Below are 23,580 nucleotides of genomic sequence, written 5' to 3'. Positions count from 1 at the left end.
TCAGAATTTTTATAACGTGAACGACAGCAGACGTTCGCCTCCAGGGTCGCGGATTACGACCCGGTTATGGTTCATATCCAGATGCGGCGCGGCCGCAACGTTCTGTTTTTCACTGGCAATGACGGCGCAGCAGAGCCAGCGCTCTCCCGGTTGGAGATCGGTTTTTAACAGCGGAATGGAGGCGCACTCCGGGAACATGATGCTGCTGTTCGGCGGCGTGACGATGCTGTCCGGGGTGCGTTCAATGAAAGGCGATAGATCGACAATCGCACTGCTGCCGTTTTCTGCCGCCAGATAGCTGCCGCGCGCGCGGATTTGGTGCCCGGTTTTCATCACGGCGAAACCGCCCTCCGCCGTTTGCAGCGTGCGCGCGCTGTTGATGCGGTGCAGGCGCAAATGCCACTCGCCGAAGGGGATTTGCCAGGTCTCGATGTGCACGTCGTGCCAAGGCGACCAGCGTGAATAGATGTAGTTTTCATCCACCCGCACCGCGTCGCACTCGCGACGGCCGCGGAAATAGTTATCCCCGTCCGCCAGCAGCAGCATGGAATCACAGGCCGCATGCTTCAGGCCAAAGCGCCCGCGCTCAATGGTGAAGCCAAAGCGGCTGGAGTAGGCAAATTTGGTGTATTTCGCTTCGGTGTTGACGTAGTTGTTCAGCTCCAGCTGACCGGCGGTGAGCATGGTGACGTGCTGAGAGTTCGTCGAATGCATCAGGATCTGCTGCGCGTGCGGGATGACGTGCTTCTCCGCCAGCGCGGGCAGCGGCTGTTCTTCTGCCTGCCAGAACGGATGCGTCTCCGGCAGCGCCAGAATCAGGTAGCTTTTTAGCGCCCAGTAGGGCGAGCCGGGAGAGTTATAGTCCTCACACATGGCGAGGTTCGGACAGGCAAAACCGAGGGTCAGAATGCCGTCCCGGTCGGTAATTGTCCGCTGCTGCCACCAGCGGAGATGGCGCAGGATAATGCCCTTCACAATACCCGGCGTGAACACGTCAAGTTCAGAGAAGGCAACCGCGCTCCAGAAGGCGACCATCGCAAAGCGGTAGGTCAGGCTGCGGCCAAACGGTACCGACGCGCCGTCCGCGGCGGACCAGTAGATAAAGTCCTCCGCAAACAGACGCGAGCGCTCGCGCAGCACTTCTGCCCTCGCCTCGTCGCCGCTTAAAGTGGCGTAAATCAGGCCGTAGAAGTGGAACGCCATGGAGATGTAATAATCTTTCGGGCGACCCGCGCCGTCGGAATACCAGCCGTCACCCAGGTAATAGGCCTCCATCAGCGCAAACCGATGGTCGATGGCGGCCTGATCGTACGGCAGCCCGGCGCGTTTGAAGCCCAGCTGGACCATAATGGCAAAGTAGTTCCAGTTGCTGTCGGGCATCTGCGCGTCGGCAATCTGATTCAGCCACGCGTGCAGGTTCATCACCTCGCGCTCGCTGAAGCAATCGGTGAGTTTATTCCCCAGCAGGGAAAGCCCCAGACCGTAGGATGCCATCTCGACCAGACGCTGATCGTACGGACCGGTTTCGCCCCAGTAGCCCGGACTTTGCGGATCGGTGCCGATCCTGATGGCCTGCATGTACTTCTCGCTAAACGGCGAAGCATCGCCCGAAGCCAACAGCGGAAACAGCCCCCATAGCGCGCGGGAGAGCCCCTCCATCTGCGCGATATCCGTCGCGTAGTGCGCGCAGGTATCACCCAGCGAGAACCGCGAATGATTTACCGGAAACTGCTTATCCAGCGCGCCAAGTAAGGTATTCAGAAACGCCACGACGTCCTGGCGTGAAGACAACAGATTTGATTTTTCTTCGCTTTCCGCCCGCATAGTTCCACCCTCGTCATCAACTGCGGCCAAGCATAGTGAATGCGTAAGGTGGAGAAATGTTAGCCACGTCACAGGTGAGAACGCTCGATAAACCTGCGGTTGATAAAATTTAAAAAGGTGGTTTATAAATCTCTTCTGACGGGGAAAAGTTGAGTTTTATTGCACTATGCATGACGCGCCCATAACCGATCGTCTTGAGCTTATTACCTTAAACGACACCGTGGCGTCGTTCAGCCGCCTGTTCGCTAACACGGTGCGTTACCACCACTGGCATCAGTGTCTTGAAATTCTCTATGTGGAAGAAGGGTTTGGCGTCGCGATTGTTGATAACCGTCACTACACCATGCGCCCCGGACGCCTGTTTTTCTTTCCGCCATTTACCCTGCATAAAGTCAGGGTGGACGAACAGGCGGAAGCGATTTACCGGCGCACGATTATTCACCTCGACCACCATGCGGTGCTGAAGTGTCTGCGTGATTTTCCGCACACGCAGCAGCGGCTGGAAAAACTCTCGCGTCGCGGCTCAGAGGCGTGGGTGGTTGACCTGGCACACTGCCACAGCCATGTCGATCATCTGTTCAGCTGTTATCAGCCGCCGATGAGCAGCGAAAGCATCGCCGGGCTGCTGATTAGCCTGTTTGCTATGTTGCCTGACGATCGTACCGGCGCACCGGGCAGCAGCACGGGGATCGCCAGCCAGGTGATGTTCTGGCTGGACGAGCATTATCAGGAGAAATTCCGCCTCGACGCGCTGGCAGCGGAACTGGGCAGATCGCGCAGCTACGTGTCGCGAAAATTTCATGCGGAGACGGGGGAGAAAATCCACCACTACCTGAACACGCTCCGCCTGCGTAAGGCGTGCGAATGCCTGCTGCACAGCGATGCGAGCGTGCGGGAGATTGCCGTGCGGGTGGGATTTTCTGACGTGACCTGGTTTATCAGCGCGTTTAAGAAGGGGATTGGTGAGACGCCGCTGCAGTACCGGAAGAACCATCGTGCGGTATGACACCCTCACCCGCCCCTCTCCTTCAAAGGAGAGGGAAACAATCAACTGCTTTTCTTGCCCGGCTTTAGCCCACGGTGAAGCTCGTTGATGCGCTTCATCGACTTGATGGTGCGCTGCGGCTCGGTGGAAGCGACGGATAAAACAATCATCTCCAGGCACAGCAGCACCGTGCCGTGGAGCGGGATTTTGCCCTTCTCGCCGCCGCGCGGAACGTGGATCACCACGCTGGCCTCTTTGCTGAATCGCGAGTCGGTGGCATTGGTGAGCAAAATGGTGGGGATCCCCAGCCGTTTCGCTTCGCGCAGCGTGGTCTGTCCTTCCCGATGCGCGGATTTTTGCGCCATCATGATCAGCACATCCCCGCGCTGGAGACCTATCAGCTGCTCGGCCAGCCCTATTCCGGTGCGGTTAAGCGGCGTGGCGGGTAGCCCCATCCGGCTGAACAGCCTGGCGGTGTAGTCGGCCAAAATCCCGGACGCGCCAATCCCAAATATGGCAACCTGCCTCGCCTGCGCCAGCAGCGAGACCGCCTGCGCCATCGCGAAGCGGTTGTGGGGTTCAGACAATACTTCACACGTATGCTGATGCCCCTCCAGCACGAAATCAATGCTCGCATTGACGTCGCTGGTCAGCGTATTCACCGTGGTGGAGATCTTTTCGCTGGAGGTCACGACCGGGCCAAACCACTGCTCCAGCGTCTGCTTGAGATCGCGCAGCCCGGCGAAACCCAGCGCCTGGATGGCGCGAACGACGGTAGCGTCCGACGTTTTCAGCAGCGTCGCGATCTCCATTGCCGTCTGCTCCATCACCGCTTCACGATTTTCATTGATATAGCGCGCCACCTGCAGCAGGCGCGGCGTGAGCTGGTGCGACCGGGAGCGGAGGCGGTCGCCGAAGAGATCAACTTTACGGCTCATCGTGACGCCTCCGGCAGCGGACGTCCGGCAATCTGCGACTGGACCTGCGCGGCCATCAGCCCTAACGAGGCGAACGAGTTCGAGATGGCCTCTTCACGCGAGATCAGCACGTAATGTCCGGTCCGACAGGCATTCAGGAACTGACACCAGCCCGGCATCACCGCATCCATCGCCGCCAGCTCATCCTGCGGTTTGCCGCCCGTATCCCCGCGCCAGGTGGCGAAAACGAAATCCGCATCCAGCTCCGGCAGCCGCTCGGCGCTGACGTCAATGCGTCCCCCTTCCGGGATGGACTCAATCAGCGGCGGGAAGGTGAACCCGGCATCACGCAGCACGCGGCCCAGCGAGTGATAGCTGTGCATGGCATTGATTTTCCCCTGATTGGCCTGAATCACCGACACGCTCACTTTGCGGGTATCAATAGTCGCTTTCAGCGCCTTAATTTGCTCCTGATAGCGCCGCTCCAGAACCTTGAGCCGCGCCTGCGTGCCCGTCAGTTGCGCCAGCTTGCGGTAGATCTCCGGTGCGCCGCCGTCGAGATGATCGATACTCACCGTCGGGGCAATTTTCTCCAGCTGTTCCACCGGGGTATTGCGCGTCGGCTCGGTAACGATCAGGTCAGGCTTTGCGGCGGCGATGGCTTCAATGTCGATATCCGCAGTGCCGATAAACTTGATGTCGGAATTATCGAAGTCGACGCCGGTCAACATGCCGCTGGAGCGCAGAAAATGGCTGCCGTCCGGCCGGGTGCGGCCATGGCTCGCCACCGGCGGCACGCCAAGCTCAATCAGCGGAATAGTAATGTCCAGGTCGTGTAGCGAGACGATCCGTTTCGGATGCACCGGCACCGCCACCTTACGGTTCAGATCGTCAGTAAACATCTGCGTCGGCTCGGTCGCGCTCGCCGCAAACCCCACCAGCAACAGCAATGAAAACAGTATGCGCATGTTAATCCCCTAAAATCTGTCCCGACGCTGCCAGAGCAGCAGCAGGAAAAACGGTCCGCCAATCAGTGAAATCACAATTCCCGCCGGCAGCTGCAGCGGGAGGAATGCCAGCCGCCCGACGTTATCCGCCAGTAGCACCAGCAGCGCCCCCAGCACGGCGCTACCCGTCAGGAGCGCCGTTTGCCCGCCGCGGAGCAGCAGGCGCGCCATGTGCGGCGCAATCAGCCCGACAAAACCAATGCTGCCCACGCAGGAGACGCAGGCCGCCGTCAGCACTACCGGGGCGAGAACCCTTAGAAGCGCCAGCCGGTTTGTGCGCACGCCAAGGCCCGCTGCGGTGTGGTTACCAAGCAGCGCCACGTCCGCAGCGCGGGCGGTAAACAGCAGCAGCGCAAACGCCGGAAGCGCCCAGGCAGCGGCAATGCAGATCAGCGTCCAGTTTGCCGCGTGGAGGCTGCCCGCCAGCCATAGCATCGCCGTCTGCACGTCGCGCACGTCCGCCGTGGTCATAAAGACGCCCATTGCGGCGGCAAAGACCCACGACACGCCGATGCCGATCAGGATGAATCGCGGACGTGAGATATCGCGCGCCAGGACCACCACCAGCAGCGCGGTGAGCAGCCCCCCGGCCATGCCAACCAGCGGCCGCCAGGCCAGGCCCAGCGCCGGGAACTGAAATATCAGCAGCAGTACCGCCGCGCTACAGCCCTCTTTCACCCCGATAAGCCCCGGATCGGCCAGGCCATTGCGGGTAATGGACTGCATTGCCGCCCCCGCCATGCCGAGCATCCCACCGCACAGCGCCGCCATCAGCAGGCGCGGCAGGCGGATATCCATCACGATGTAGCGCGTCTCTGACGTCAGGGTTTCTGGATAAAACAGCGCGCGCCCGATGGCGGAAGTGGGGATGGGCAGAGAGCCGTGCGTCAGGCCAAACCCCGTCAGCAGGCAGGCGGCCAGCGTCAGGATGACCAGACATACCAGCGCCTTTGGGCGGACCAGCGCCGAGAAGGCGCCAACGCGCAGCGCACGCAGTCCGGCGCGCTTCATTTAAACATCCTCGAGGCCATGAAGATAAAGACCGGGGCGCCAACCAGCGCGGTCATGATGCCGGTTGCGAGCTCCCAGGGCGAAAACAGCGTGCGGGCAGCGATATCCGCCAGCAGCAGAACCAGCGCCCCGCACAGGGCGGACAGCGGCACCATCACGCGCAGATCGACCGACACCAGACGGCGAACGAGCTGAGGCACCACAAGGCCGATAAAGCCGATCGGCCCGGCGAGGGAGACCGCCGCACCGCAGAGCAGCGCGATGGCCATCAGGGCAAGCAGCCGCGTTTTCAGCAGCGATACGCCAAGCCCCTGCGCCATTCTGTCGCCCAGCGCCAGCATGTTGAGCGAGGGCGACAGCCAGAGCGCCAGCGCAAAGCCCACGCCAGCCACCCACAGGGCAGCGGCAATCGTTTCACCGCTGATCCCCGCTAAATCCCCCGCCAGCCAGGTGCGCATGGCGAGCAGCGTCTGTTCATCGAGGATGAGCACCGTGGCGGTAATCGACGAGGCAAGCGCCGACATCGCCACGCCGCACAGCGTGACCTTCATCGGTGTAAGCCCGGTGCGTCCGGACGAGGAGAACGTGAGCACCAGCAGAAACAGCGCCGCGGCTCCGGCGGCGGCAATCAGCGGGCGCCCAAACGGCAGCGTCATCCCCAGCGCGCTCGTCAGCACCACAGCCAGCGCCGCCCCGGCGTTGAGCCCCAGAATATGCGGTTCGCCGAGCGGGTTGCGGATCGTGGATTGCAGCAGCACGCCCGCCACGCCGAGCGCGGCCCCCGTCACCATCGCGGCGCAGAGACGCAGCAGTCTGAGCTTGATGATGATGTTATGGTCGAAATTGCGCGGATCGAAGTGGAGGATGGCCTCCACCACCGTTTGCGGGGCGATAAAGCGGGCGCCGATCCCCAGATGGGCAATCGCGCCCGTTGCCAGCAGTAGGGCGAACATCAGGAAAGCCAGAAAGGTGCGCATCATGGCTGTTTTGCGACCTGGCGAAACGGCATAAAGAACGGTTTACCGGTCAGCGGATTGATGGACATATGCACGTCGACATCAAACACCGCTTTAATCAGCTCCGGCGTGCAGGCGTCCCCTTCATGCAGTACGCCCTCGACTTTTCCCTGGCGTAAAAAGACCAGCGAATCGCCGTAGCTCACGGCGAAGTTGAGATCGTGCAGCACCACCACCACGGTACGTCCGTGCTCGCGCGTCAGCGTATGCAGCAGTTCGAGGATCTCCACCTGATAGCGGAGATCGAGGAACGTGGTGGGTTCATCCAGCAGGATATAGGGCGTTTGCTGCGCCAGCGCCATGGCGATCCAGCAGCGCTGACGCTGGCCGCCGGACAGGCTTTCGACGGGCATGTGGGCAAACTCGGCCGTGCCGGTCAGGCGCAGGGCCTCCTCCACCGCCTGCTCGTCCTCGTCGCTCCACTGGCGCATAACGTTCTGCCAGGGAAAACGCCCGCGCGAGACCAGCTCAAAGACGGTTAACCCTTCCGGCAGCAGCGGAGACTGCGGCAGGATGCCAAGCTGGCGGGCGACGGCTTTCGTCGGCTGCGCGTGGATCGCCTTGCCGTCGAGAACCGCCGCGCCGCCAAGCGGCTGAAGCAAACGCGCGATGGTACTCAGCAGCGTGGATTTTCCGCAGCCGTTCGCCCCCACCAGAACGGTGATTTTCTGCTGGGGGATCGCAAGGGAAATATCATCAACGATGATTTTTTTCTGATAACCGGCAGAAAGATTCTCCAGAACCAGACCCGGTTTTGTCGTGTTGTGAGCCACGTGCATGCCAACGTAATAAAAAAGGAAACAAATATAAATAAAAATCATTCTCTTTTGAGAGTTTGAGGCCGCGCCATGTAGTAGTCAAGGGAAGAAACACCCTGAAAAAACCAGGGGTAACGGTGTGCTACTACACTGGCCGGTAAAACAATAAAGACTTAATTTTCAATTAATTAGTTGATTACCCATGTGCTTTTCCGTTACGTTTCAGAGATGTAGCCGATTTTTAGCTTTTTTCATTTACTACTACATTTCCGCATGATTGAATGATTCTCAATTACATGTTCGATGCCAGTTCTGGCTAACGGGCAGACCATAAAGGGCAATGACTCACAGGTTCTTCCGTGAAGCACCTTCACGGATATTTTGGGATAACAGTTGTAATGGCTACGTTCACACCTTCACTCTCTGGGATAAAAGGGCGCGCGCTCTTTTCACTGCTGTTTATGGCGCCGCTGTCGCATGCAGCAGACACCACGGCTAAAGACGGCGAAACGCTTACCGTCACCGCCGATCCAAATGCTACGGCGGAGGCCACCAACGGCTACCAGCCGCTGAATACCTCCACCGCCACGCTGACCAACATGCCGATGCTGGATATCCCGCAGGTGGTGAATACCGTCAGCGATAAGGTGCTGGCGGATCAGCACGCCACCACGCTCGATGAAGCGCTCTATAACGTCAGCAACGTGGTGCAGACCAACACCCTGGGCGGTACGCAGGATGCCTTTGTGCGCCGCGGGTTTGGCGCAAACCGCGACGGCTCGATCATGACCAACGGCCTGCGCACCGTGTTGCCGCGCAGCTTTAACGCCGCAACCGAACGCGTGGAGGTGCTGAAAGGCCCGGCCTCAACGCTGTACGGCATTCTCGATCCGGGCGGCCTGATTAACGTCGTCACGAAGCGCCCGGAGAAAATCTTCGGTGGCTCGATTTCTGCCACCTCTTCCAGCTTTGGCGGCGGCACCGGACAGATCGATGTCACCGGTCCGATTGAGGGCACGCGCCTGGCGTATCGCCTCACGGGCGAGTATCAGGACGAGGATTACTGGCGCAACTTCGGCAACGAACGCAGCACCTTTATCGCCCCGTCGCTGACCTGGTTCGGCGACGATGCCACCGTGAGCGTGCTCTATTCGCATCGCGACTATAAGACGCCGTTCGATCGCGGAACGATCTTCGATCTCAACACTAAAAAGGCCGTCGACGTCGATCGCAAAACCCGCTTTGACGAGCCGTTTAATGTGACCGACGGGCAGTCCGATCTCGCTCAGCTTAACGCGGAATACCGCCTCAACAGCCAGTGGACCGCGAAGTTCGACTACAGCTACAGCCAGGATAAATACAGCGACAACCAGGCCCGCGTCATGGCCTACGATTCAAAAACCGGCACCCTGACCCGCCGGGTGGATGCAACCCAGGGCTCGACCCAGCGCATGCACAGCACCCGTGCGGATCTGCAGGGCAACGTGGATATCGCGGGCTTTTATAATGAGATCCTCACCGGCGTGTCGTATGAAAATTACGATCTGCTGCGCACGGACATGATGCGCTGTAAGAACGTCAAAGGTTTCAATATCTATAATCCGGTTTATGGCAAACTCGACGAGTGTACAACCGTCTCCGCCGCTGACAGCGACCAGACGCTCAAGCAGGAGAGCTACTCGGCCTACGCCCAGGATGCCCTGTACCTGACGGATAAATGGATCGCCGTCGCCGGGCTGCGCTACCAGTATTACACCCAGTACGCGGGCAAAGGTCGTCCGTTTAACGTCAATACCGATAGCCGCGACGAGCAGTGGACGCCGAAGCTGGGGCTGGTTTACAAACTGACGCCCGCAGTCTCGCTGTTTGCCAACTATTCGCAGACGTTTATGCCGCAGTCATCCATTGCGAGCTACATTGGCGACCTGCCGCCGGAAACCTCAAACGCGTACGAAGTAGGCGCAAAGTTCGATCTGTTCGACGGCATTACCGCCAATATCGCGCTGTTTGATATTCACAAGCGCAACGTGCTGTACACCGAAAGCATCGGGGGCGAAACCATCGCCAAAACCGCGGGCCGCGTGCGCTCTCAGGGCGTGGAGGTGGATCTCGCAGGATCGCTGACGGAGAACACTAACATTATCGCCAGCTACGGCTATACCGACGCGAAGGTGCTTGAAGACCCGGATTACGCGGGTAAACCGCTGCCGAACGTGCCGCGCCACACCGGCTCACTCTTCCTGACGTACGATATTCACAATGCGTTTGCCGGGAATACCCTGACGCTCGGCGGCGGCGGGCACGGCGTTAGCCGCCGCTCGGCGACCAACGGTGCGGATTATTATCTGCCGGGCTATTTCGTGGCGGATGCGTTTGCGGCGTATAAGATGAAGCTGCAGTATCCGGTGACGCTGCAGGTGAACGTGAAGAACCTGTTTGATAAGACCTACTACACGTCGTCGATTGCGACCAACAACCTGGGCAACCAGATTGGCGACCCGCGCGAAGTCCAGTTTACGGTGAAGATGGAGTTTTGATGTAAAAAAGCCCGGTGGCGCTAATGCTTACCGGGCCTACGATCCATTCCCTCTCCCTGTGGGAGAGGGTTAGGGTGAGGGCATCAGGCCTCAATATCCGCCATATCCCCTTTCTCCTGCAGCCAGTTACGTCGGTCTTCCGAACGTTTCTTGGCGAGGAGCATATCCATCACGGCGTTGGTTTGCTGTTCGTCTTCGTCGCTGATCGTCAGCTGCACCAGGCGGCGCGTGTTCGGATCCAGCGTCGTTTCGCGCAGCTGCATCGGGTTCATTTCGCCCAGCCCTTTAAAGCGCTGCACATTTGGTTTGCCCTTCTTACGCTTAAGCTGCTCCAGCACGCCCGCCTTCTCTTCTTCCGTCAGCGCGTAGTAAACCTCTTTGCCGAGGTCGATACGGTAGAGCGGCGGCAGCGCCACGTGGACGTGACCGTTTTTCACCAGCGTGCGGAAGTGTTTAACAAACAGCGCGCACAGCAGCGTGGCGATGTGCAGACCATCGGAGTCCGCATCCGCGAGAATACAGATCTTGCCGTAGCGCAGCTGGCTCAGATCCTCGCTGTCCGGATCGATGCCGATCGCAACGGAGATGTCGTGCACTTCCTGCGAGGCCAGCACTTCGTCTGAAGAGACTTCCCAGGTGTTCAGGATCTTACCCTTGAGTGGCATGATCGCCTGATATTCACGATCGCGCGCCTGTTTGGCCGACCCACCCGCCGAATCCCCTTCCACGAGGAACAGCTCGGTGCGGTTGAGATCCTGCGCGGTGCAGTCCGCCAGCTTGCCCGGTAGCGCAGGGCCGCTGGTCAGCTTTTTACGCACCACTTTCTTCGCGGCACGCAGACGACGCTGGGCGCTGGAGATGGCCATTTCAGCCAGCATCTCAGCCGCCTGAACGTTCTGGTTCAGCCACAGGGTAAACGCATCTTTCACCACGCCGGAGACGAACGCCGCGCACTGGCGCGATGACAGACGCTCTTTGGTCTGACCGGCAAACTGCGGATCCTGCATCTTCACGGAGAGCACGTAGGCGCAGCGGTCCCAGATATCTTCCGCCGAGAGCTTCACGCCGCGCGGCAGAATGTTGCGGTATTCGCAGAACTCACGCATCGCGTCCAGCAGTCCCTGACGCAGGCCGTTGACGTGGGTACCGCCGAGCATGGTTGGGATCAGGTTGACGTAGCTTTCGGTCAGCAGCTCACCGCCTTCCGGCAGCCACAGCAGCGCCCAGTCCACCGCTTCGGTATCACCGCTAAAGTTACCGACGAACGGTTTTTCCGGCAGCGTCGGCAGGCCGTTTACCGCTTCGCACAGGTAGTCGTTCAGGCCATCGGCGTAGCACCAGGTCTGCTCGGTGTTGTTGACGTGATCTTTAAAGGTAATTTCCACGCCCGGGCACAGTACCGCTTTGGCTTTCAGCAGGTGCGTCAGGCGAGAAACGGAAAAACGCGGGCTGTCGAAGAAGCTTTCGTCAGGCCAGAAGTGGACGCTTGTGCCGGTGTTGCGTTTAGCGCACGTGCCGACAACCTGCAGATCCTGCACTTTCTCGCCGTTTTCAAACGCGATATTGTAGACCTGACCGTCGCGACGGACGTTCACTTCCACGCGTTTGGACAGGGCGTTCACCACGGAAATCCCCACGCCGTGCAGGCCGCCGGAGAACTGATAGTTCTTGTTGGAGAACTTACCGCCCGCGTGCAGACGGCAGAGAATCAGCTCAACGGCAGGCACGCCCTCTTCGGGGTGGATGTCCACCGGCATGCCGCGACCGTCGTCGATGACCTCCAGCGACTGATCGGCGTGCAGGATGACGTCAACGCGTTTGGCATGGCCCGCCAGCGCTTCGTCCACACTGTTATCAATAACTTCCTGGCCCAGATGGTTCGGGCGCGTCGTATCGGTATACATCCCCGGGCGGCGGCGAACCGGCTCAAGCCCGGTGAGTACCTCAATGGCATCAGCGTTATAGGTTTGCGTCATGATTTAAACTAGCAATTCGCATTGATTGTCAGTGGCTGTGCAGTCCAAGAAAATCGACAATCTGGGTGAAATGATCCTCAAAGCCCGTGAAAGCATGGTTTCCGCCCTCTTCTATAGTCTGGCGGCAGGAGGCGTAATACGCCACTGCCTGGCGGTAATCCAGCACTTCATCACCCGTCTGCTGCAGCAGCCAGATGAGATCCGGCGCTTCAAGCGGGTCGACCTGCATAACTTTGAGATCGTAAATATGGCGTGACTCTAGCACATATTGCTGCCCGGTGTAGGGGTTCTCGTTTTCGCCAAGAAAGTCCCTCAGCAGCTCAAATGGCCGTACCGCCGGATTAACCACAACGGCGGGCAGCATAAAGCATTGTGAGAGCCAGGTGGCATAGTACCCGCCCAGCGATGAGCCGACTACGCCAAAGGATTCACCGCCGTGTTCAAGCACGATCGACTCGAGCATTTCCGCCGCCTCCGCCGGATACGGCGGCAGCTGCGGGATAATCATCTCAACGTGGGGGTGATGCTCGCTCAGCCACTGGCGAAACTGCGTCGCTTTTGCGGAGCGCGGCGAGCTGTTGAATCCGTGCAGATAAAGGAGCGTAGACATCAGTAGCCTTCTGAAGCGGTATCCGGGCGGAACTCTGCGCCTGCCAGACGGCAGACTTCCGTGGTCAGCGTGCCGTCGGCATGCAGTTCCAGCCAGCGCCAGCCTGGCGCGATGGTATCCAGCGTAAAGTTGGCGCAGTGCGGCTTAAACTGCACACAGGTCGACGGCGTCGCCAGCATGCGGCGTCCGTTCCAGTCGAGATCCTGTTCCTGATGGATGTGTCCGCACAGCAGGTGTTTCACGCGCGGGTATTTCGCCAGCACGCTATCCAGCGCCGCGGAGTTACGCAGGCTGTGCTGATCCAGCCAGCTGCAGCCTGCCGGCAGCGGATGATGATGGAGCAACAGCAGCGTATGACGTTCAGGTTCGGCAGCCAGTTTGGTCTCCAGCCAGTCGAGTTGAAACTCGCTTAATTCACCGTGCGGAACGCCAAATACCTGGCTGTCCAGCAGCAGGATCTGCCACTGTTCACCCGCAAATACGCACTTCGCCGGAGAAATCCCCGCATCCTGAAGGGAACTGTACATTGCGGGCTGGAAATCGTGGTTTCCGGGCAGCCAGACGCAAGGCACGCTAAAGCTCGCGATGCCTTCAGCAAAATGCTGGTAGGCCGCGGAGGACTGGTCCTGCGCCAAATCGCCCGTTGCGACAATCAGGTCGCAGTCGCGATGTTCAGCGTGAATGGCGCTCAGTACCGCCTGATAACTCTCCCAGGTATTAACCCCCAGCAAAGTTTCATGCTTTTCGGCAAAAAGGTGGGTATCGGTGATTTGTAATATCCTGACTGGCGCCCCACCAGCAACAGTCAGGTTCAACAGGCTTTCCAAATGGTGTCCTTAGGTAGGTTTATGACGCTAACAAACCGGAATCGCCATTGCTCCATGTGCTAAACAATATCTTAGCCAGTCGGCTAAAAACTGGTTAATTTGATGCTTTTCGTCGCGTTGATGCAACTTTTTATTCGGATAATCATACCGCGCCTTGAAGCGAAAGATCTGCTGACTTGAACACACTTCAGCGACCATCGCGTCATGATAGAGACGCACCGTCATCGACGGCAGGCTCCAGTAGCTGATGCTGGGCGCTGTTTGTTCTATTTCCACCAGCGTAGTGTAGCGCGTTGATTCTGTTATCGTTAACCGATACTGCGCGTTGCTCACCTGATAGCTTACCGTTTCGCCGGGTGCGTCGTTTCTCGGCAGCAGGCGGCGCAGCTGTGCGAAATTGGTTTCGCACAGGCGCATCATTTCTGGGAAGTCAGGCGTATAGCGCTTCATTTTTTCCACTCGTTTCGTAATGTCTGATAATGCAGCTGCAGCCATTGCAGGGCGATGACAGACGCTGCGTTGTCGATTTTCCCCTCTTCTACCCACTGATAAGCCTGTTCCCGGCTCACCACATGAACCCGAATATCTTCGTTTTCATCAGCCAGACCGTGAATACCTTCTGCGGTCGTGGCGTCCACTTCGCCCACCATAATGGATAAGCGTTCGCTGGTGCCACCCGGACTCGCCAGATAGCTCAACACCGGTTTTGTGCGGCCTACCAACAGCCCGGCCTCTTCCAGCGCCTCGCGACGGGCGACGTCTTCAACCGACTCGCCCTCTTCGATCATCCCGGCCACCATCTCCAGCAGCCACGGGCTTTCACTGGTGTCATACGCGGCAATGCGGATTTGCTCCACCAGCACGACTTCGTCACGCACTGGGTCAAAGGGTAGCAAGACAGCCGCATGCCCGCGCTCAAAAATTTCACGTCTGATTTCGCCGCTCATTTCACCGTTGAACAGGCGATGCCTGAAACGGTAAAGATCCATCGAAAAAAAACCGCTATAAAGCGTTTCTCGTGCAATAATTTCTACATCGTTTTTGGCGAATGTCACGGGCAACTTTTCTGGTTTTTGCATGAGTCGAGTCCTGGTAGCAATGGTGATGAAATTGTGAATTTCAAGGCTGTTTGGCTGCCGTTTGTAAGGCTATATGGTAGATTGGTGCAAATTACCGCCAGATGGCACGTAACGCCAACCTTTTGGTGTGGATGATTCTGTTAGAATCGGCAATTATTTTTTAATTAGATCAGCGCTAATACTGCTTCACAACAAGGAATGCAAATGAAGAAATTGCTCCCCATCCTTATCGGCCTGAGCCTGACGGGCTTCAGTGCAATGAGCCAGGCGGAAAACCTGTTACAGGTCTACCAGCAGGCACGTCTGGGCAACCCTGATTTACGTAAATCAGCGGCCGATCGTGATGCTGCGTTTGAAAAGATTAACGAAGCGCGTAGCCCACTGCTGCCGCAGTTAGGGTTAGGTGCAGATTATACCTACAGCAACGGTTTCCGCGACGCTAACGGCGTAAACTCCAATGCTACCAGCGCCTCACTGCAATTGACACAGACGCTGTTTGATATGTCCAAATGGCGTGCCCTGACCCTGCAGGAAAAGAGCGCGGGCATCCAGGATGTGACCTATCAGACCGACCAGCAAACGCTGATCCTGAATACTGCCACCGCGTACTTCAACGTGCTGAGCGCCATTGATGCGCTCTCCTACACCGAAGCGCAGAAACAGGCGATCTACCGCCAGTTGGATCAAACCACCCAGCGCTTCAACGTGGGTCTGGTGGCGATCACCGACGTGCAGAACGCCCGTTCACAGTACGACACCGTGCTGGCCAACGAAGTGACCGCGCGTAACAACCTCGACAACGCGCTGGAATCCCTGCGCCAGGTGACCGGGAATTACTATCCTGAGCTGGCTTCCCTGAACGTCGACAGCTTCAAAACGGATAAGCCGCAGGCCGTTAACGCCCTGCTGAAAGAGGCGGAAAACCGCAACCTGACGTTGCTGCAGGCGCGTCTGAGCCAGGACCTGGCCCGCGAGCAAATTCGTCAGGCGCAGGACGGCCATCTGCCAACCCTGAGCCTGAGCGCCTCTACCGGTGTCTCTGATACGACCTATAGCGGCTCTAAGACCAATACTTCCCAGTATGACGACAGCAATATGGGTCAGAACAAAGTGGGCCTGAGCTTCTCTCTGCCACTGTACCAGGGCGGTCAGGTAAACTCTCAGGTGAAACAGGCGCAGTACAACTTTGTTGGCGCGAGCGAGCAGCTGGAAAGCGCGCACCGCAACGTGGTGCAGACCGTGCGTTCGTCCTTCAACAACGTGAACGCGTCTATCAGTAGCATCAACGCCTATAAACAGGCCGTTGTGTCTGCACAGAGCTCCCTGGATGCAATGGAAGCGGGTTACTCGGTCGGTACACGTACAATCGTTGACGTGCTCGACGCGACCACCACGCTGTACAACGCGAAACAGCAGCTCTCCAGCGCACGTTACCAGTACCTGATTAACCAGCTGAACATCAAGCAGGCGCTCGGTACGTTGAACGAGCAGGATCTGCAGATGCTGAACAGCGCGCTGGGCAAACCGGTCTCTACCTCGCCGGACAGCGTTGCGCCGGAGAACCCGGAGCAGGTTGCCGCCGTTGATAACTTCAACGCTAACGGCAGCGCCCCTGCCGCACAGCCAGCGGCCGCGCGTAGCACGGCACCTGCAAGCAGCGGTTCTAACCCGTTCCGTAACTAAGAGTGTTATCACGCCCTCTCTCACCGGGAGAGGGCGCAGCTGAATCACACCCGAACGTAAGCCAACGTAAAGATCCCCCTGATTCCGCCCCTCTTCGCTTCATTTTCAACCACTCATCCACTATCCTGAGCGTTATTACCACTGGGTCCTGGAAGACAAACATGAAACGGACAAAAACGATTAACCACGCGTCGTTCCGCAAAAGCTGGAACGCACGTCATCTCACCCCTGTTGCGCTGGCAGTAACCGCGGTCTTTATGCTGGCAGGCTGTGAGAAAAACGACGAAACGGTTTCGCTGTATCAAAACGCGGACGACTGCTCCGCCGCAACCGGCCAGGCAGCAGAATGTAAAACCGCCTACACCAACGCCCTGAAAGAAGCGGAACGCACCGCGCCGAAATATGCCTCACGCGAAGACTGCGTGGCGGAATTTGGTGAAGGACAGTGTCAGCAGACGCCAGCTCAGGCAGGTACTGCGCCGGAAAATCAGGCGCAGGCGCAGTCCAGCGGCAGCTTCTGGATGCCATTAATGGCAGGCTACATGATGGGCCGCCTGATGGGCGGCGGTGCGGGCTATCAGCAGCAACCGCTGTTTAGCTCGAAAAACCCGGCCAGCCCGGCTTATGGTCAATATACCGATGCCAGCGGCAAAGGCTATGGCGCAGCGACCCCGGGCCGCACCGTGACCGTCCCGAAAACCGCGATGGCGCCGAAGCCTGCGACCACCAGCACCATCACCCGCGGTGGGTTCGGTGAGTCTGTGGCGAAACAGACCAGCATGCAGCGTAGTGCAACAGGCACTTCCACTCGCTCAATGGGCGGCTGATCATGGAACGAGTCAGTATTACCGAGCGCCCGGACTGGCGCGAAAAAGCCACTGAATACGGTTTTAACTTCCACACCATGTACGGCGAGCCGTACTGGTGTGAAGATGCTTACTACAAACTGACGCTCGACCAGGTGGAAAAACTGGAAGAGGTGACGGCCGAGCTGCACCAGATGTGCCTGAAGGTGGTGGATAAAGTCATCGACAGCGACGAGCTGATGACTAAATTCCGTATTCCGAAGCACACCTGGAGTTTCGTCCGTCAGTCGTGGAAAACGAATCAGCCTTCGCTTTACTCTCGCCTCGATCTGGCGTGGGACGGCGTGGGTGAGCCGAAGCTTTTAGAAAACAACGCGGATACGCCGACCTCTCTTTACGAAGCGGCATTCTTCCAGTGGATTTGGCTGGAAGATCAGATGAACGCCGGAAACCTGCCGGAAGGTAGCGACCAGTTCAACAGCCTGCAGGAAAAGCTGATTGAGCGTTTCGCCGAACTGCGGGAGCAGTTTGGCTTCAATCTGCTGCATCTTGCCTGCTGTCGCGACACGCAAGAAGACAGGGGCACGGTTCAGTATCTGCAGGACTGCGCGGCCGAAGCGGAAGTGGCGACTGAATTCCTCTATATCGAAGATATTGGCCTGGGGGAAAAAGGTCAGTTTACGGATATGCAGGATCAGGTGATCAGCAACCTGTTCAAGCTCTATCCGTGGGAATATATGCTGCGTGAAATGTTCTCCACCAAGCTGGAAGACGCGGGCGTGCGCTGGCTGGAACCGGCGTGGAAGAGCATTATCTCCAACAAAGCCCTGCTGCCGATGCTGTGGGAGATGTTCCCGAACCATCCTAACCTGTTGCCAGCTTACTTTGCCGAAGATGAGTTCCCGCCGATGGAGAAATACGTCGTTAAGCCTATCTTTTCCCGCGAAGGCGCGAACGTCTCCATTATCGAAAACGGTAAAACGCTGGAAGCGGTTGAAGGGCCGTACGGTGAAGAAGGGATGATCGTCCAGGAGTTTTATCAACTGCCGAAGTTTGGCGACAGCTATACGCTGATCGGCAGCTGGCTTATTAATGATCAACCTGCCGGGATTGGTATTCGCGAAGATCGCGCGTTGATTACGCAGGATCTGTCACGGTTCTATCCGCATATTTTTGTTGAATAAAACTTGCCCGGTGGCGCTACGCTTACCGGGCATGTTTTTACCCCACCTGCACCGACAGCATACTCAAACTGCCCATCTCAATGCCGTCAATCGGAATGGTAACCGGCTCCTGACCGTCCCATGCACCAAGCACATACAGCAGCGGCAGGAAGTGTTCCGGCGTCGGGTTAGAGAGCGAACCGCCTTCGTGTTCCAGATAGTTCACTAACGGATGCTTCTCAACCGGGCCTTGCCAGGTCAGGTTCGCTTTGACGTAGGCGTTAAAAGCGCTCGCCCACGGGTATGGCGTGTTTTCGCCATGCCAGCGCGCCGTACGCAGGTTGTGCACCACGTTGCCACTCGCCACCAGCATGATGCCTTCATCACGCAGGGTTGCCAGCTTGCGGCCCATTTCCAGATGCCAGGCGGCGGGTTTAGTGCTGTCGATGCTCAACTGCACCATTGGGATATCGGCATCCGGGTACATCTTAATCAGCACGCCCCACGAGCCGTGGTCAAAGCCCCAGGCTTCTTTATCCAGCGTGACCGGGACGGGAGCCAGTAAATCAACCAGTTGCTGCGCCAGTTCAGGCGAACCCGGCGCAGGATAATGCGTGTCGTACAGCGCCTGCGGGAAGCCGCCGAAATCATGGATGGTCTTTGGTGCTTCCATCGCGGTGACGCCCGTACCACGGGTAAACCAGTGTGCAGATACCACCACAATCGCCTTCGGACGCGGCAACGTCTCGCCCAGATGATGCCAGGCACGGGTATAGACGTTATCTTCCAGAACGTTCATTGGGCTACCGTGGCCTAAAAACAGTGCTGGCATACGTGAAGAAGTCATGGTGATATCCTTAGAGATATTGGCAATTTGATGGTGCTACATTACGCCCATTCAGGTGAAGATAAACGCAGATAACCGTGAAGATCATCACCAGGAAATTTGAACGTAAGATATCCCTTAAGGAGAGTGCATGTCAGTACCCTTAATTTTGACCGTGCTTGCGGGTGCCGCGACCTTTATCGGTGCGTTCCTCGGCGTACTTGGGCAAAAACCGTCTAATCGTCTTCTGGCGTTTTCGCTGGGCTTCGCCGCTGGGATCATGCTGCTTATCTCTCTGATGGAGATGCTGCCCGCAGCGCTTCACACTGAGGGAATGTCTCCGGTGATCGGCTACGGCATGTTCATCGTCGGCCTGCTGGGCTATTTTGCGCTCGACCGTATGCTGCCCCACGCCCATCCTCAGGATTTAATGCAAAAAAGCGTTACTCCAATCCCCGGCAACATCAAGCGCACGGCCATCCTGCTGACGCTGGGTATCAGTCTGCATAACTTCCCGGAAGGGGTCGCCACGTATGTTACGGCCAGCAGCAATCTGGAGATGGGCTTTGGCGTGGCGCTGGCGGTGGCCTTGCACAATATTCCTGAAGGACTTGCGGTTGCCGGGCCGGTTTATGCTGCGACCGGCTCAAAACGTACGGCCGTATTCTGGGCGGGAATCTCCGGAATGGCCGAAATTCTCGGCGGGGTACTGGCGTGGCTGATCCTCGGCAGCCTGGTGTCTCCTGTCATGATGGCGGCAATTATGGCTGCCGTCGCCGGGATCATGGTTGCGCTCTCCGTCGATGAGCTGATGCCGCTGGCGAAAGAGATCGACCCGAATAATAACCCGAGCTATGGCGTGCTGTGCGGCATGACAATCATGGGAATGAGCCTGGTGATATTACAAACTGTAGGTATCGGCTAAAACGGAAAGCACCTTCAGAATTGAAGGTGTAACTTTATGTGTCTTTTTTGTCATAACACACATTAATTAGTCTAAGTTATAATACATTCTGAAAGAAATTGTTTCATGCAATTGCATTTGATAAAAATATAATTATTTACTCAATCATTAATCTTGCAAAAAAAAGAGTCAATTCGTTTAGCAATTATAATAACCTGATGGACGTCTGATTCCCGCACTTTTCTTGATGGAATCCTAAGAAACCCTCACTTTCATACACTCCTGACACATACATTCCAGAGCATGATCATCATCCTTATGAATATAAACATCTCAGCTTAAAGCTCTTTTTAAATTTTCTAAAAATGAAATCACAAATAATAATGATATATTCCCCTTCGCTGCACTAAAACAATATCAGTTAATTAAAATTGATAATCATACCTTCATTACTATAAAGGAATATATTAAATGTTGAACAAAACACTGTTAGCCGTTGTTACTGCTTCCCTTCTTTCTGGCGTAGCTTTCAATGCATCAGCTGCTGATGCAGGTCATGGTAAAGTGACGTTTAAAGGTGAAGTTATCTCTGCACCTTGCTCAATCGCGCCTGGCGATGAAGACCTGCAGATTAACCTGGGTGAAGTTGCGGATTCAGCGCTGAACGGTGGCAAGTTCTCTCTGCCAGTTGATTTTACTATCCATCTGCAGGACTGTACGCTGACGGGCGGAACCACTGAAGCACCAACCACTATCAGCAAAGCGAAAGTAACCTTTAACTCTGCAAACGAAGATGCGACCACTAAACTGCTGAAAAATACCTATGAAGGTAACTACGGTGCTGCATCAAACGTTGGCGTACGTATCCTGACCGAAGGTAAAGCTAACGTAGACATGGGTGTAGCGCAGGTATTCAGCCTGGTTGCAGGTAAAGCGTATCAGGAACTGAATTTCAAAGCACGTATGGAATCACCAACCAAAACTGCAACTGCGGGTGATGTTTATACCCAGGCTAACTATATTCTGGCTTACGAGTAATCGTTATCGAATAGCGTTAGGGCAATATAAGTCGGTGAAGGAATTACCGACTTATATAGTCTATTTTATTAAAAGAAAAGGATTTTATGCGCAACATTAAAAACCCGACCATATCTGTATTATCTCTTTTAATAAAACAGATCATTCACCCTATTATTGTCGCAGGTGTAATCATAGCTCCTGCCTGGTCGGTAGAGTTCAACACCGACATGATTGACACTGAAGATAAAAGCAATATTGACCTCAGCCAGTTTGAAAAGAAAGGTTACATCCCTGTAGGGCAGTACATCGCTCGCGTTGAGATCAACAAAAAAAGCCTTCCCAACTTATGGTCATTTGACTGGATTAAAGCCGACAACGAAAGCGGCTCTCAGGTCTGTCTTACACAGAGCGATTTACGCTCATTTGGTTTCGCTGATGAGTTTATTCAACAACTTCAGCCTGTTAATACACAGGGTTGTCTCGATCTCAGCGCAAAACCTGAATTAATCATCGGTCTGAATAAAGCGGATATGGTTGTGTCCATCACTGCGCCTCAGGCATGGATGAAGTATCAGGCAAAAAACTGGACGCCTCCAGAATTCTGGGACGATGGCGTGGCGGGTGCCTTACTCGATTACAACGTCTATGCAAGTCAGTACGATCCTGATAGCGGCGAAAAAAACCAGAACATCAGCTCTTACGGCACACTCGGGTTCAACCTGGGCGCATGGCGTTTGCGCTCAGATTACCAGTACGATAAATCATATACTAATGGGCATATCAACAGCAGTGACAGTGGGCTGGATCGCACCTATTTATTCCGTCCTATACCATCATTGGCAGCCAAATTGACTCTGGGTCAGTACGACCTCAATTCCGATATTTTCGACACGTTCCACTTCACAGGGCTCTCACTGGAGAGTGATGAAAATATGTTGCCCCCGGATTTGCAAGGGTATGCTCCTCAGATTACCGGCATCGCGCAGACCAATGCCAAAGTAACCGTGACCCAAAATGGGAGAATGGTTTACCAGACCACCGTCGCGCCTGGTCCATTTAACATCACCGACCTGGGCGATACTTTCCAGGGGCAACTCGATGTTACCGTTGAAGAAGAGGATGGGCGTAAAAACACCTTCCAGGTCGGCTCGTCTTCAATCCCCTTCCTGACTCGTAAAGGTCAGGTACGTTATAAAACCTCGACAGGTAAGCCTACAAGCGTTGGCCACAGCGACGTTAACAATCCTTACTTCTGGACTGGAGAATTTTCGTGGGGATGGAAGAGTGACATTTCGCTTTACAGCGGAGCATTGCTGACGGCCGATGATTACCAGGCAGTCACAACGGGTATCGGTTATAACATGAACAGCTTTGGCGCACTGTCATTTGATGTCACACGTGCTGAAGCAACATTGCACAATGTGGATAGCGGCAAACAGCGAGGCTACAGCTATCGAGCAAACTATTCTAAACGCTTTGAAGAAACCGGCAGCCAGGTAACGTTTGCTGGCTATCGTTTTTCTGACAAAGAATACGTCACTATGAACGAGTATTTAATGTCGCGAAGCGGTGATGATTCGCTCAGTAATGAAAAAGAGAGCTATGTTCTCTCTTTAAACCAGTTTTTCACTTCGCTGGGAATGAACGCCTATCTCAACCTGACGCGCAATACTTATTGGGACGACACAGCCAGTACAAACTACACGGTATCGGTCAACCGTAACTTTGATATTGGCAACCTTCAGGGTATTTCGGCGTCGCTCTCAGTTAGCCGCTCCAGGTGGGACGGAGAAGATGAGACACAATATTATCTTTCCTTCTCAGTACCACTGGAGCAGAGCCGCAGCGCCTCCTGGAGCATGCAAAAAACAGGCAATAGCAGCCTCACACAGACGGCTTCGTACTACGATTCTTCAGACCGGAGCAATACCTGGAATATTTCCGCATCCGGCAAGGATAGCGATTTTAGTCACGCCGAGCCGACCGTTCGCGGTGGCTACCAGCATTATTCTCCTTATGGCCGTCTGAATATGACGGGGAGTATTCAGCCCAACTTTTACAACTCTTTCACGGCAGGCTGGAATGGCTCCTTGACCGCAACGCGTCACGGTATGGCCCTGCATGATTACAGTAACGGCAACAATGCACGCATGATGGTTGATACCGACGGCATTGCTGATATCCCGTTAAGTGATAACCGCACTGTCACCAACAGATACGGTATTGCGGTTACCAACGCCGTCAGCGACTACATCACCTCTACAATTCGCGTGAAAAGTGCCGATCTCCCGGAAGGTGTAGATGTGAATAATTCAGTGATCAGTACCACGCTCACTGAAGGTGCAATTGGTTACGCCAAAATGAATGCCACTAAAGGTTATCAAATTTGGGGTGTTATCCGTCTGCAAGACGGTCATTTTCCGCCGTTAGGTGTCAACGTTGTGGATAAAACAACAGGCAGAGATGCGGGCCTGGTTGCTGAAGACGGCTATGTCTACCTCAGCGGTCTTCAGGATGAAAGTGAACTCACACTTACGTGGGGTAGCAACAGCTGCGAAATTTTAGCGCCGAATAAAAGTAATGCCGATGGAAAAGCCATTATTTTACCTTGTAAATCAGTAAATTAATTCA

Annotated in this window: 20 protein-coding genes; 8 read left to right on the top strand and 12 right to left on the bottom strand. The window is 56.0% G+C overall.

Features of this window, described 5'->3' with window-relative positions:
• Nucleotides 1–9: 9 nt before the first annotated feature.
• On the bottom strand, nucleotides 10–1,824 hold the full coding sequence (locus APT89_RS09235; RefSeq protein WP_060572130.1) for a DUF2264 domain-containing protein: 1,815 nt from the start codon (nucleotides 1,822–1,824) through the stop codon (nucleotides 10–12).
• A gap of 166 nt (nucleotides 1,825–1,990) precedes the next feature.
• On the opposite strand from APT89_RS09235, the gene APT89_RS09230 reads away from it, so the two are divergent.
• On the top strand, nucleotides 1,991–2,830 hold the full coding sequence (locus APT89_RS09230) for a helix-turn-helix transcriptional regulator (RefSeq protein WP_060572129.1): 840 nt from the start codon (nucleotides 1,991–1,993) through the stop codon (nucleotides 2,828–2,830).
• A gap of 41 nt (nucleotides 2,831–2,871) precedes the next feature.
• Here the strand turns inward: APT89_RS09230 and APT89_RS09225 are convergent, their stop codons facing one another.
• The 5 genes from APT89_RS09225 to APT89_RS09205 are packed head-to-tail and all read right to left on the bottom strand — an operon-like array spanning nucleotide 2,872 to nucleotide 7,533.
• Nucleotides 2,872–3,747, bottom strand: a complete 876-nt coding sequence (locus tag APT89_RS09225) for a MurR/RpiR family transcriptional regulator (RefSeq protein ID WP_028014433.1) — start codon at nucleotides 3,745–3,747, stop codon at nucleotides 2,872–2,874.
• Nucleotides 3,744–4,694 carry an iron-siderophore ABC transporter substrate-binding protein gene (locus tag APT89_RS09220; protein WP_048957257.1) on the bottom strand — a complete coding sequence of 317 codons (951 nt, stop codon included), beginning with the start codon at nucleotides 4,692–4,694 and terminating at the stop codon, nucleotides 3,744–3,746. The genes APT89_RS09225 and APT89_RS09220 overlap by 4 nt, the downstream gene beginning before the upstream one ends.
• A gap of 9 nt (nucleotides 4,695–4,703) precedes the next feature.
• Entirely contained in the window at nucleotides 4,704–5,744 is a 1,041-nt protein-coding gene (locus APT89_RS09215) for a FecCD family ABC transporter permease (protein ID WP_060572128.1), read from the bottom strand.
• Complete coding sequence (locus APT89_RS09210; RefSeq protein ID WP_060572126.1) at nucleotides 5,741–6,724, bottom strand: FecCD family ABC transporter permease; 984 nt, start codon at nucleotides 6,722–6,724, stop codon at nucleotides 5,741–5,743. Before APT89_RS09210 ends, APT89_RS09215 begins: the two co-directional genes overlap by 4 nt.
• Complete coding sequence (locus APT89_RS09205; protein WP_028014437.1) at nucleotides 6,721–7,533, bottom strand: ABC transporter ATP-binding protein; 813 nt, start codon at nucleotides 7,531–7,533, stop codon at nucleotides 6,721–6,723. The genes APT89_RS09210 and APT89_RS09205 overlap by 4 nt, the downstream gene beginning before the upstream one ends.
• Nucleotides 7,534–7,916: 383 nt before the next feature.
• Here APT89_RS09205 and APT89_RS09200 point away from each other — a divergent pair, with 383 nt between their 5' ends.
• The gene (locus APT89_RS09200) at nucleotides 7,917–10,055 is read left to right on the top strand and encodes a TonB-dependent siderophore receptor (protein ID WP_060572123.1); all 2,139 of its coding nucleotides are present in this window, start codon (nucleotides 7,917–7,919) and stop codon (nucleotides 10,053–10,055) included.
• An 83-nt stretch (nucleotides 10,056–10,138) separates the two neighbouring features.
• Here the strand turns inward: APT89_RS09200 and parE are convergent, their stop codons facing one another.
• From parE to nudF, 5 genes are read right to left on the bottom strand one after another with little or no spacing between them, the layout of a single operon-like run.
• Entirely contained in the window at nucleotides 10,139–12,031 is a 1,893-nt protein-coding gene (gene parE / locus APT89_RS09195) for a DNA topoisomerase IV subunit B (RefSeq protein ID WP_028014439.1), read from the bottom strand.
• 28 nt (nucleotides 12,032–12,059) lie between these two features.
• Nucleotides 12,060–12,641, bottom strand: a complete 582-nt coding sequence (gene yqiA / locus APT89_RS09190; RefSeq protein WP_041908103.1) for an esterase YqiA — start codon at nucleotides 12,639–12,641, stop codon at nucleotides 12,060–12,062.
• Nucleotides 12,641–13,468 carry a 3',5'-cyclic-AMP phosphodiesterase gene (cpdA, locus tag APT89_RS09185; protein ID WP_028014441.1) on the bottom strand — a complete coding sequence of 276 codons (828 nt, stop codon included), beginning with the start codon at nucleotides 13,466–13,468 and terminating at the stop codon, nucleotides 12,641–12,643. The genes yqiA and cpdA overlap by 1 nt, the downstream gene beginning before the upstream one ends.
• Nucleotides 13,469–13,495: 27 nt before the next feature.
• Nucleotides 13,496–13,918, bottom strand: a complete 423-nt coding sequence (locus APT89_RS09180) for a DUF1249 family protein (protein ID WP_003862516.1) — start codon at nucleotides 13,916–13,918, stop codon at nucleotides 13,496–13,498.
• A complete protein-coding gene (gene nudF / locus APT89_RS09175; protein ID WP_045631567.1) occupies nucleotides 13,915–14,547 on the bottom strand; it encodes an ADP-ribose diphosphatase in 633 nt (210 codons plus the stop codon). Before nudF ends, APT89_RS09180 begins: the two co-directional genes overlap by 4 nt.
• A 204-nt stretch (nucleotides 14,548–14,751) precedes the next feature.
• On the opposite strand from nudF, the gene tolC reads away from it, so the two are divergent.
• The 3 genes from tolC to APT89_RS09160 all read left to right on the top strand — a co-directional run bounded on the left by tolC (nucleotide 14,752) and on the right by APT89_RS09160 (nucleotide 18,220).
• Nucleotides 14,752–16,230, top strand: a complete 1,479-nt coding sequence (gene tolC, locus APT89_RS09170; RefSeq protein ID WP_060572121.1) for an outer membrane channel protein TolC — start codon at nucleotides 14,752–14,754, stop codon at nucleotides 16,228–16,230.
• Between the two features lie 161 nt (nucleotides 16,231–16,391).
• On the top strand, nucleotides 16,392–17,057 hold the full coding sequence (locus APT89_RS09165; RefSeq protein ID WP_028014445.1) for a DUF1190 family protein: 666 nt from the start codon (nucleotides 16,392–16,394) through the stop codon (nucleotides 17,055–17,057).
• A 2-nt stretch (nucleotides 17,058–17,059) separates the two neighbouring features.
• Entirely contained in the window at nucleotides 17,060–18,220 is a 1,161-nt protein-coding gene (locus APT89_RS09160; protein ID WP_060572117.1) for a glutathionylspermidine synthase family protein, read from the top strand.
• Nucleotides 18,221–18,257: 37 nt separating this feature from the next.
• On the opposite strand, the gene ygiD is transcribed toward APT89_RS09160, so the two are convergent.
• Nucleotides 18,258–19,046, bottom strand: a complete 789-nt coding sequence (gene ygiD, locus APT89_RS09155; protein WP_060572115.1) for a 4,5-DOPA-extradiol-dioxygenase — start codon at nucleotides 19,044–19,046, stop codon at nucleotides 18,258–18,260.
• 130 nt (nucleotides 19,047–19,176) lie between these two features.
• On the opposite strand from ygiD, the gene zupT reads away from it, so the two are divergent.
• The 3 genes from zupT (at nucleotide 19,177) to APT89_RS09140 (ending at nucleotide 23,576) form a co-directional block, all read left to right on the top strand.
• Nucleotides 19,177–19,950 carry a zinc transporter ZupT gene (gene zupT, locus APT89_RS09150; protein ID WP_060572113.1) on the top strand — a complete coding sequence of 258 codons (774 nt, stop codon included), beginning with the start codon at nucleotides 19,177–19,179 and terminating at the stop codon, nucleotides 19,948–19,950.
• A gap of 450 nt (nucleotides 19,951–20,400) precedes the next feature.
• Entirely contained in the window at nucleotides 20,401–20,967 is a 567-nt protein-coding gene (locus APT89_RS09145) for a fimbrial-like protein (RefSeq protein ID WP_060572111.1), read from the top strand.
• Nucleotides 20,968–21,053: 86 nt separating this feature from the next.
• Nucleotides 21,054–23,576, top strand: coding sequence for a fimbria/pilus outer membrane usher protein (locus APT89_RS09140; protein ID WP_060572108.1), 2,523 nt, complete (start codon nucleotides 21,054–21,056; stop codon nucleotides 23,574–23,576).
• Nucleotides 23,577–23,580: the final 4 nt, after the last annotated feature.

It is taken from the genome of Enterobacter sp. 50588862 (assembly GCF_001462935.1).
GTDB lineage: Bacteria > Pseudomonadota > Gammaproteobacteria > Enterobacterales > Enterobacteriaceae > Enterobacter > Enterobacter bugandensis.
Note: the sequence above shows the minus strand (reverse complement) of the source record. Positions and strands in the feature narration are given on the sequence as shown.

Excerpts from the sequence above, each read along its gene's own strand:
- APT89_RS09235 (WP_060572130.1), bottom strand. The coding sequence starts at position 1,824 with ATGCGGGCGGAAAGCGAAGAAAAATCAAATCTGTTGTCTTCACGCCAG.
- APT89_RS09230 (WP_060572129.1), top strand. The coding sequence starts at position 1,991 with ATGCATGACGCGCCCATAACCGATCGTCTTGAGCTTATTACCTTAAAC.
- APT89_RS09225 (WP_028014433.1), bottom strand. The coding sequence starts at position 3,747 with ATGAGCCGTAAAGTTGATCTCTTCGGCGACCGCCTCCGCTCCCGGTCG.
- APT89_RS09220 (WP_048957257.1), bottom strand. The coding sequence starts at position 4,694 with ATGCGCATACTGTTTTCATTGCTGTTGCTGGTGGGGTTTGCGGCGAGC.
- APT89_RS09215 (WP_060572128.1), bottom strand. The coding sequence starts at position 5,744 with ATGAAGCGCGCCGGACTGCGTGCGCTGCGCGTTGGCGCCTTCTCGGCG.
- APT89_RS09210 (WP_060572126.1), bottom strand. The coding sequence starts at position 6,724 with ATGATGCGCACCTTTCTGGCTTTCCTGATGTTCGCCCTACTGCTGGCA.
- APT89_RS09200 (WP_060572123.1), top strand. The coding sequence starts at position 7,917 with ATGGCTACGTTCACACCTTCACTCTCTGGGATAAAAGGGCGCGCGCTC.
- parE (WP_028014439.1), bottom strand. The coding sequence starts at position 12,031 with ATGACGCAAACCTATAACGCTGATGCCATTGAGGTACTCACCGGGCTT.
- yqiA (WP_041908103.1), bottom strand. The coding sequence starts at position 12,641 with ATGTCTACGCTCCTTTATCTGCACGGATTCAACAGCTCGCCGCGCTCC.
- APT89_RS09180 (WP_003862516.1), bottom strand. The coding sequence starts at position 13,918 with ATGAAGCGCTATACGCCTGACTTCCCAGAAATGATGCGCCTGTGCGAA.
- nudF (WP_045631567.1), bottom strand. The coding sequence starts at position 14,547 with ATGCAAAAACCAGAAAAGTTGCCCGTGACATTCGCCAAAAACGATGTA.
- tolC (WP_060572121.1), top strand. The coding sequence starts at position 14,752 with ATGAAGAAATTGCTCCCCATCCTTATCGGCCTGAGCCTGACGGGCTTC.
- APT89_RS09165 (WP_028014445.1), top strand. The coding sequence starts at position 16,392 with ATGAAACGGACAAAAACGATTAACCACGCGTCGTTCCGCAAAAGCTGG.
- APT89_RS09160 (WP_060572117.1), top strand. The coding sequence starts at position 17,060 with ATGGAACGAGTCAGTATTACCGAGCGCCCGGACTGGCGCGAAAAAGCC.
- ygiD (WP_060572115.1), bottom strand. The coding sequence starts at position 19,046 with ATGACTTCTTCACGTATGCCAGCACTGTTTTTAGGCCACGGTAGCCCA.
- zupT (WP_060572113.1), top strand. The coding sequence starts at position 19,177 with ATGTCAGTACCCTTAATTTTGACCGTGCTTGCGGGTGCCGCGACCTTT.
- APT89_RS09145 (WP_060572111.1), top strand. The coding sequence starts at position 20,401 with ATGTTGAACAAAACACTGTTAGCCGTTGTTACTGCTTCCCTTCTTTCT.
- APT89_RS09140 (WP_060572108.1), top strand. The coding sequence starts at position 21,054 with ATGCGCAACATTAAAAACCCGACCATATCTGTATTATCTCTTTTAATA.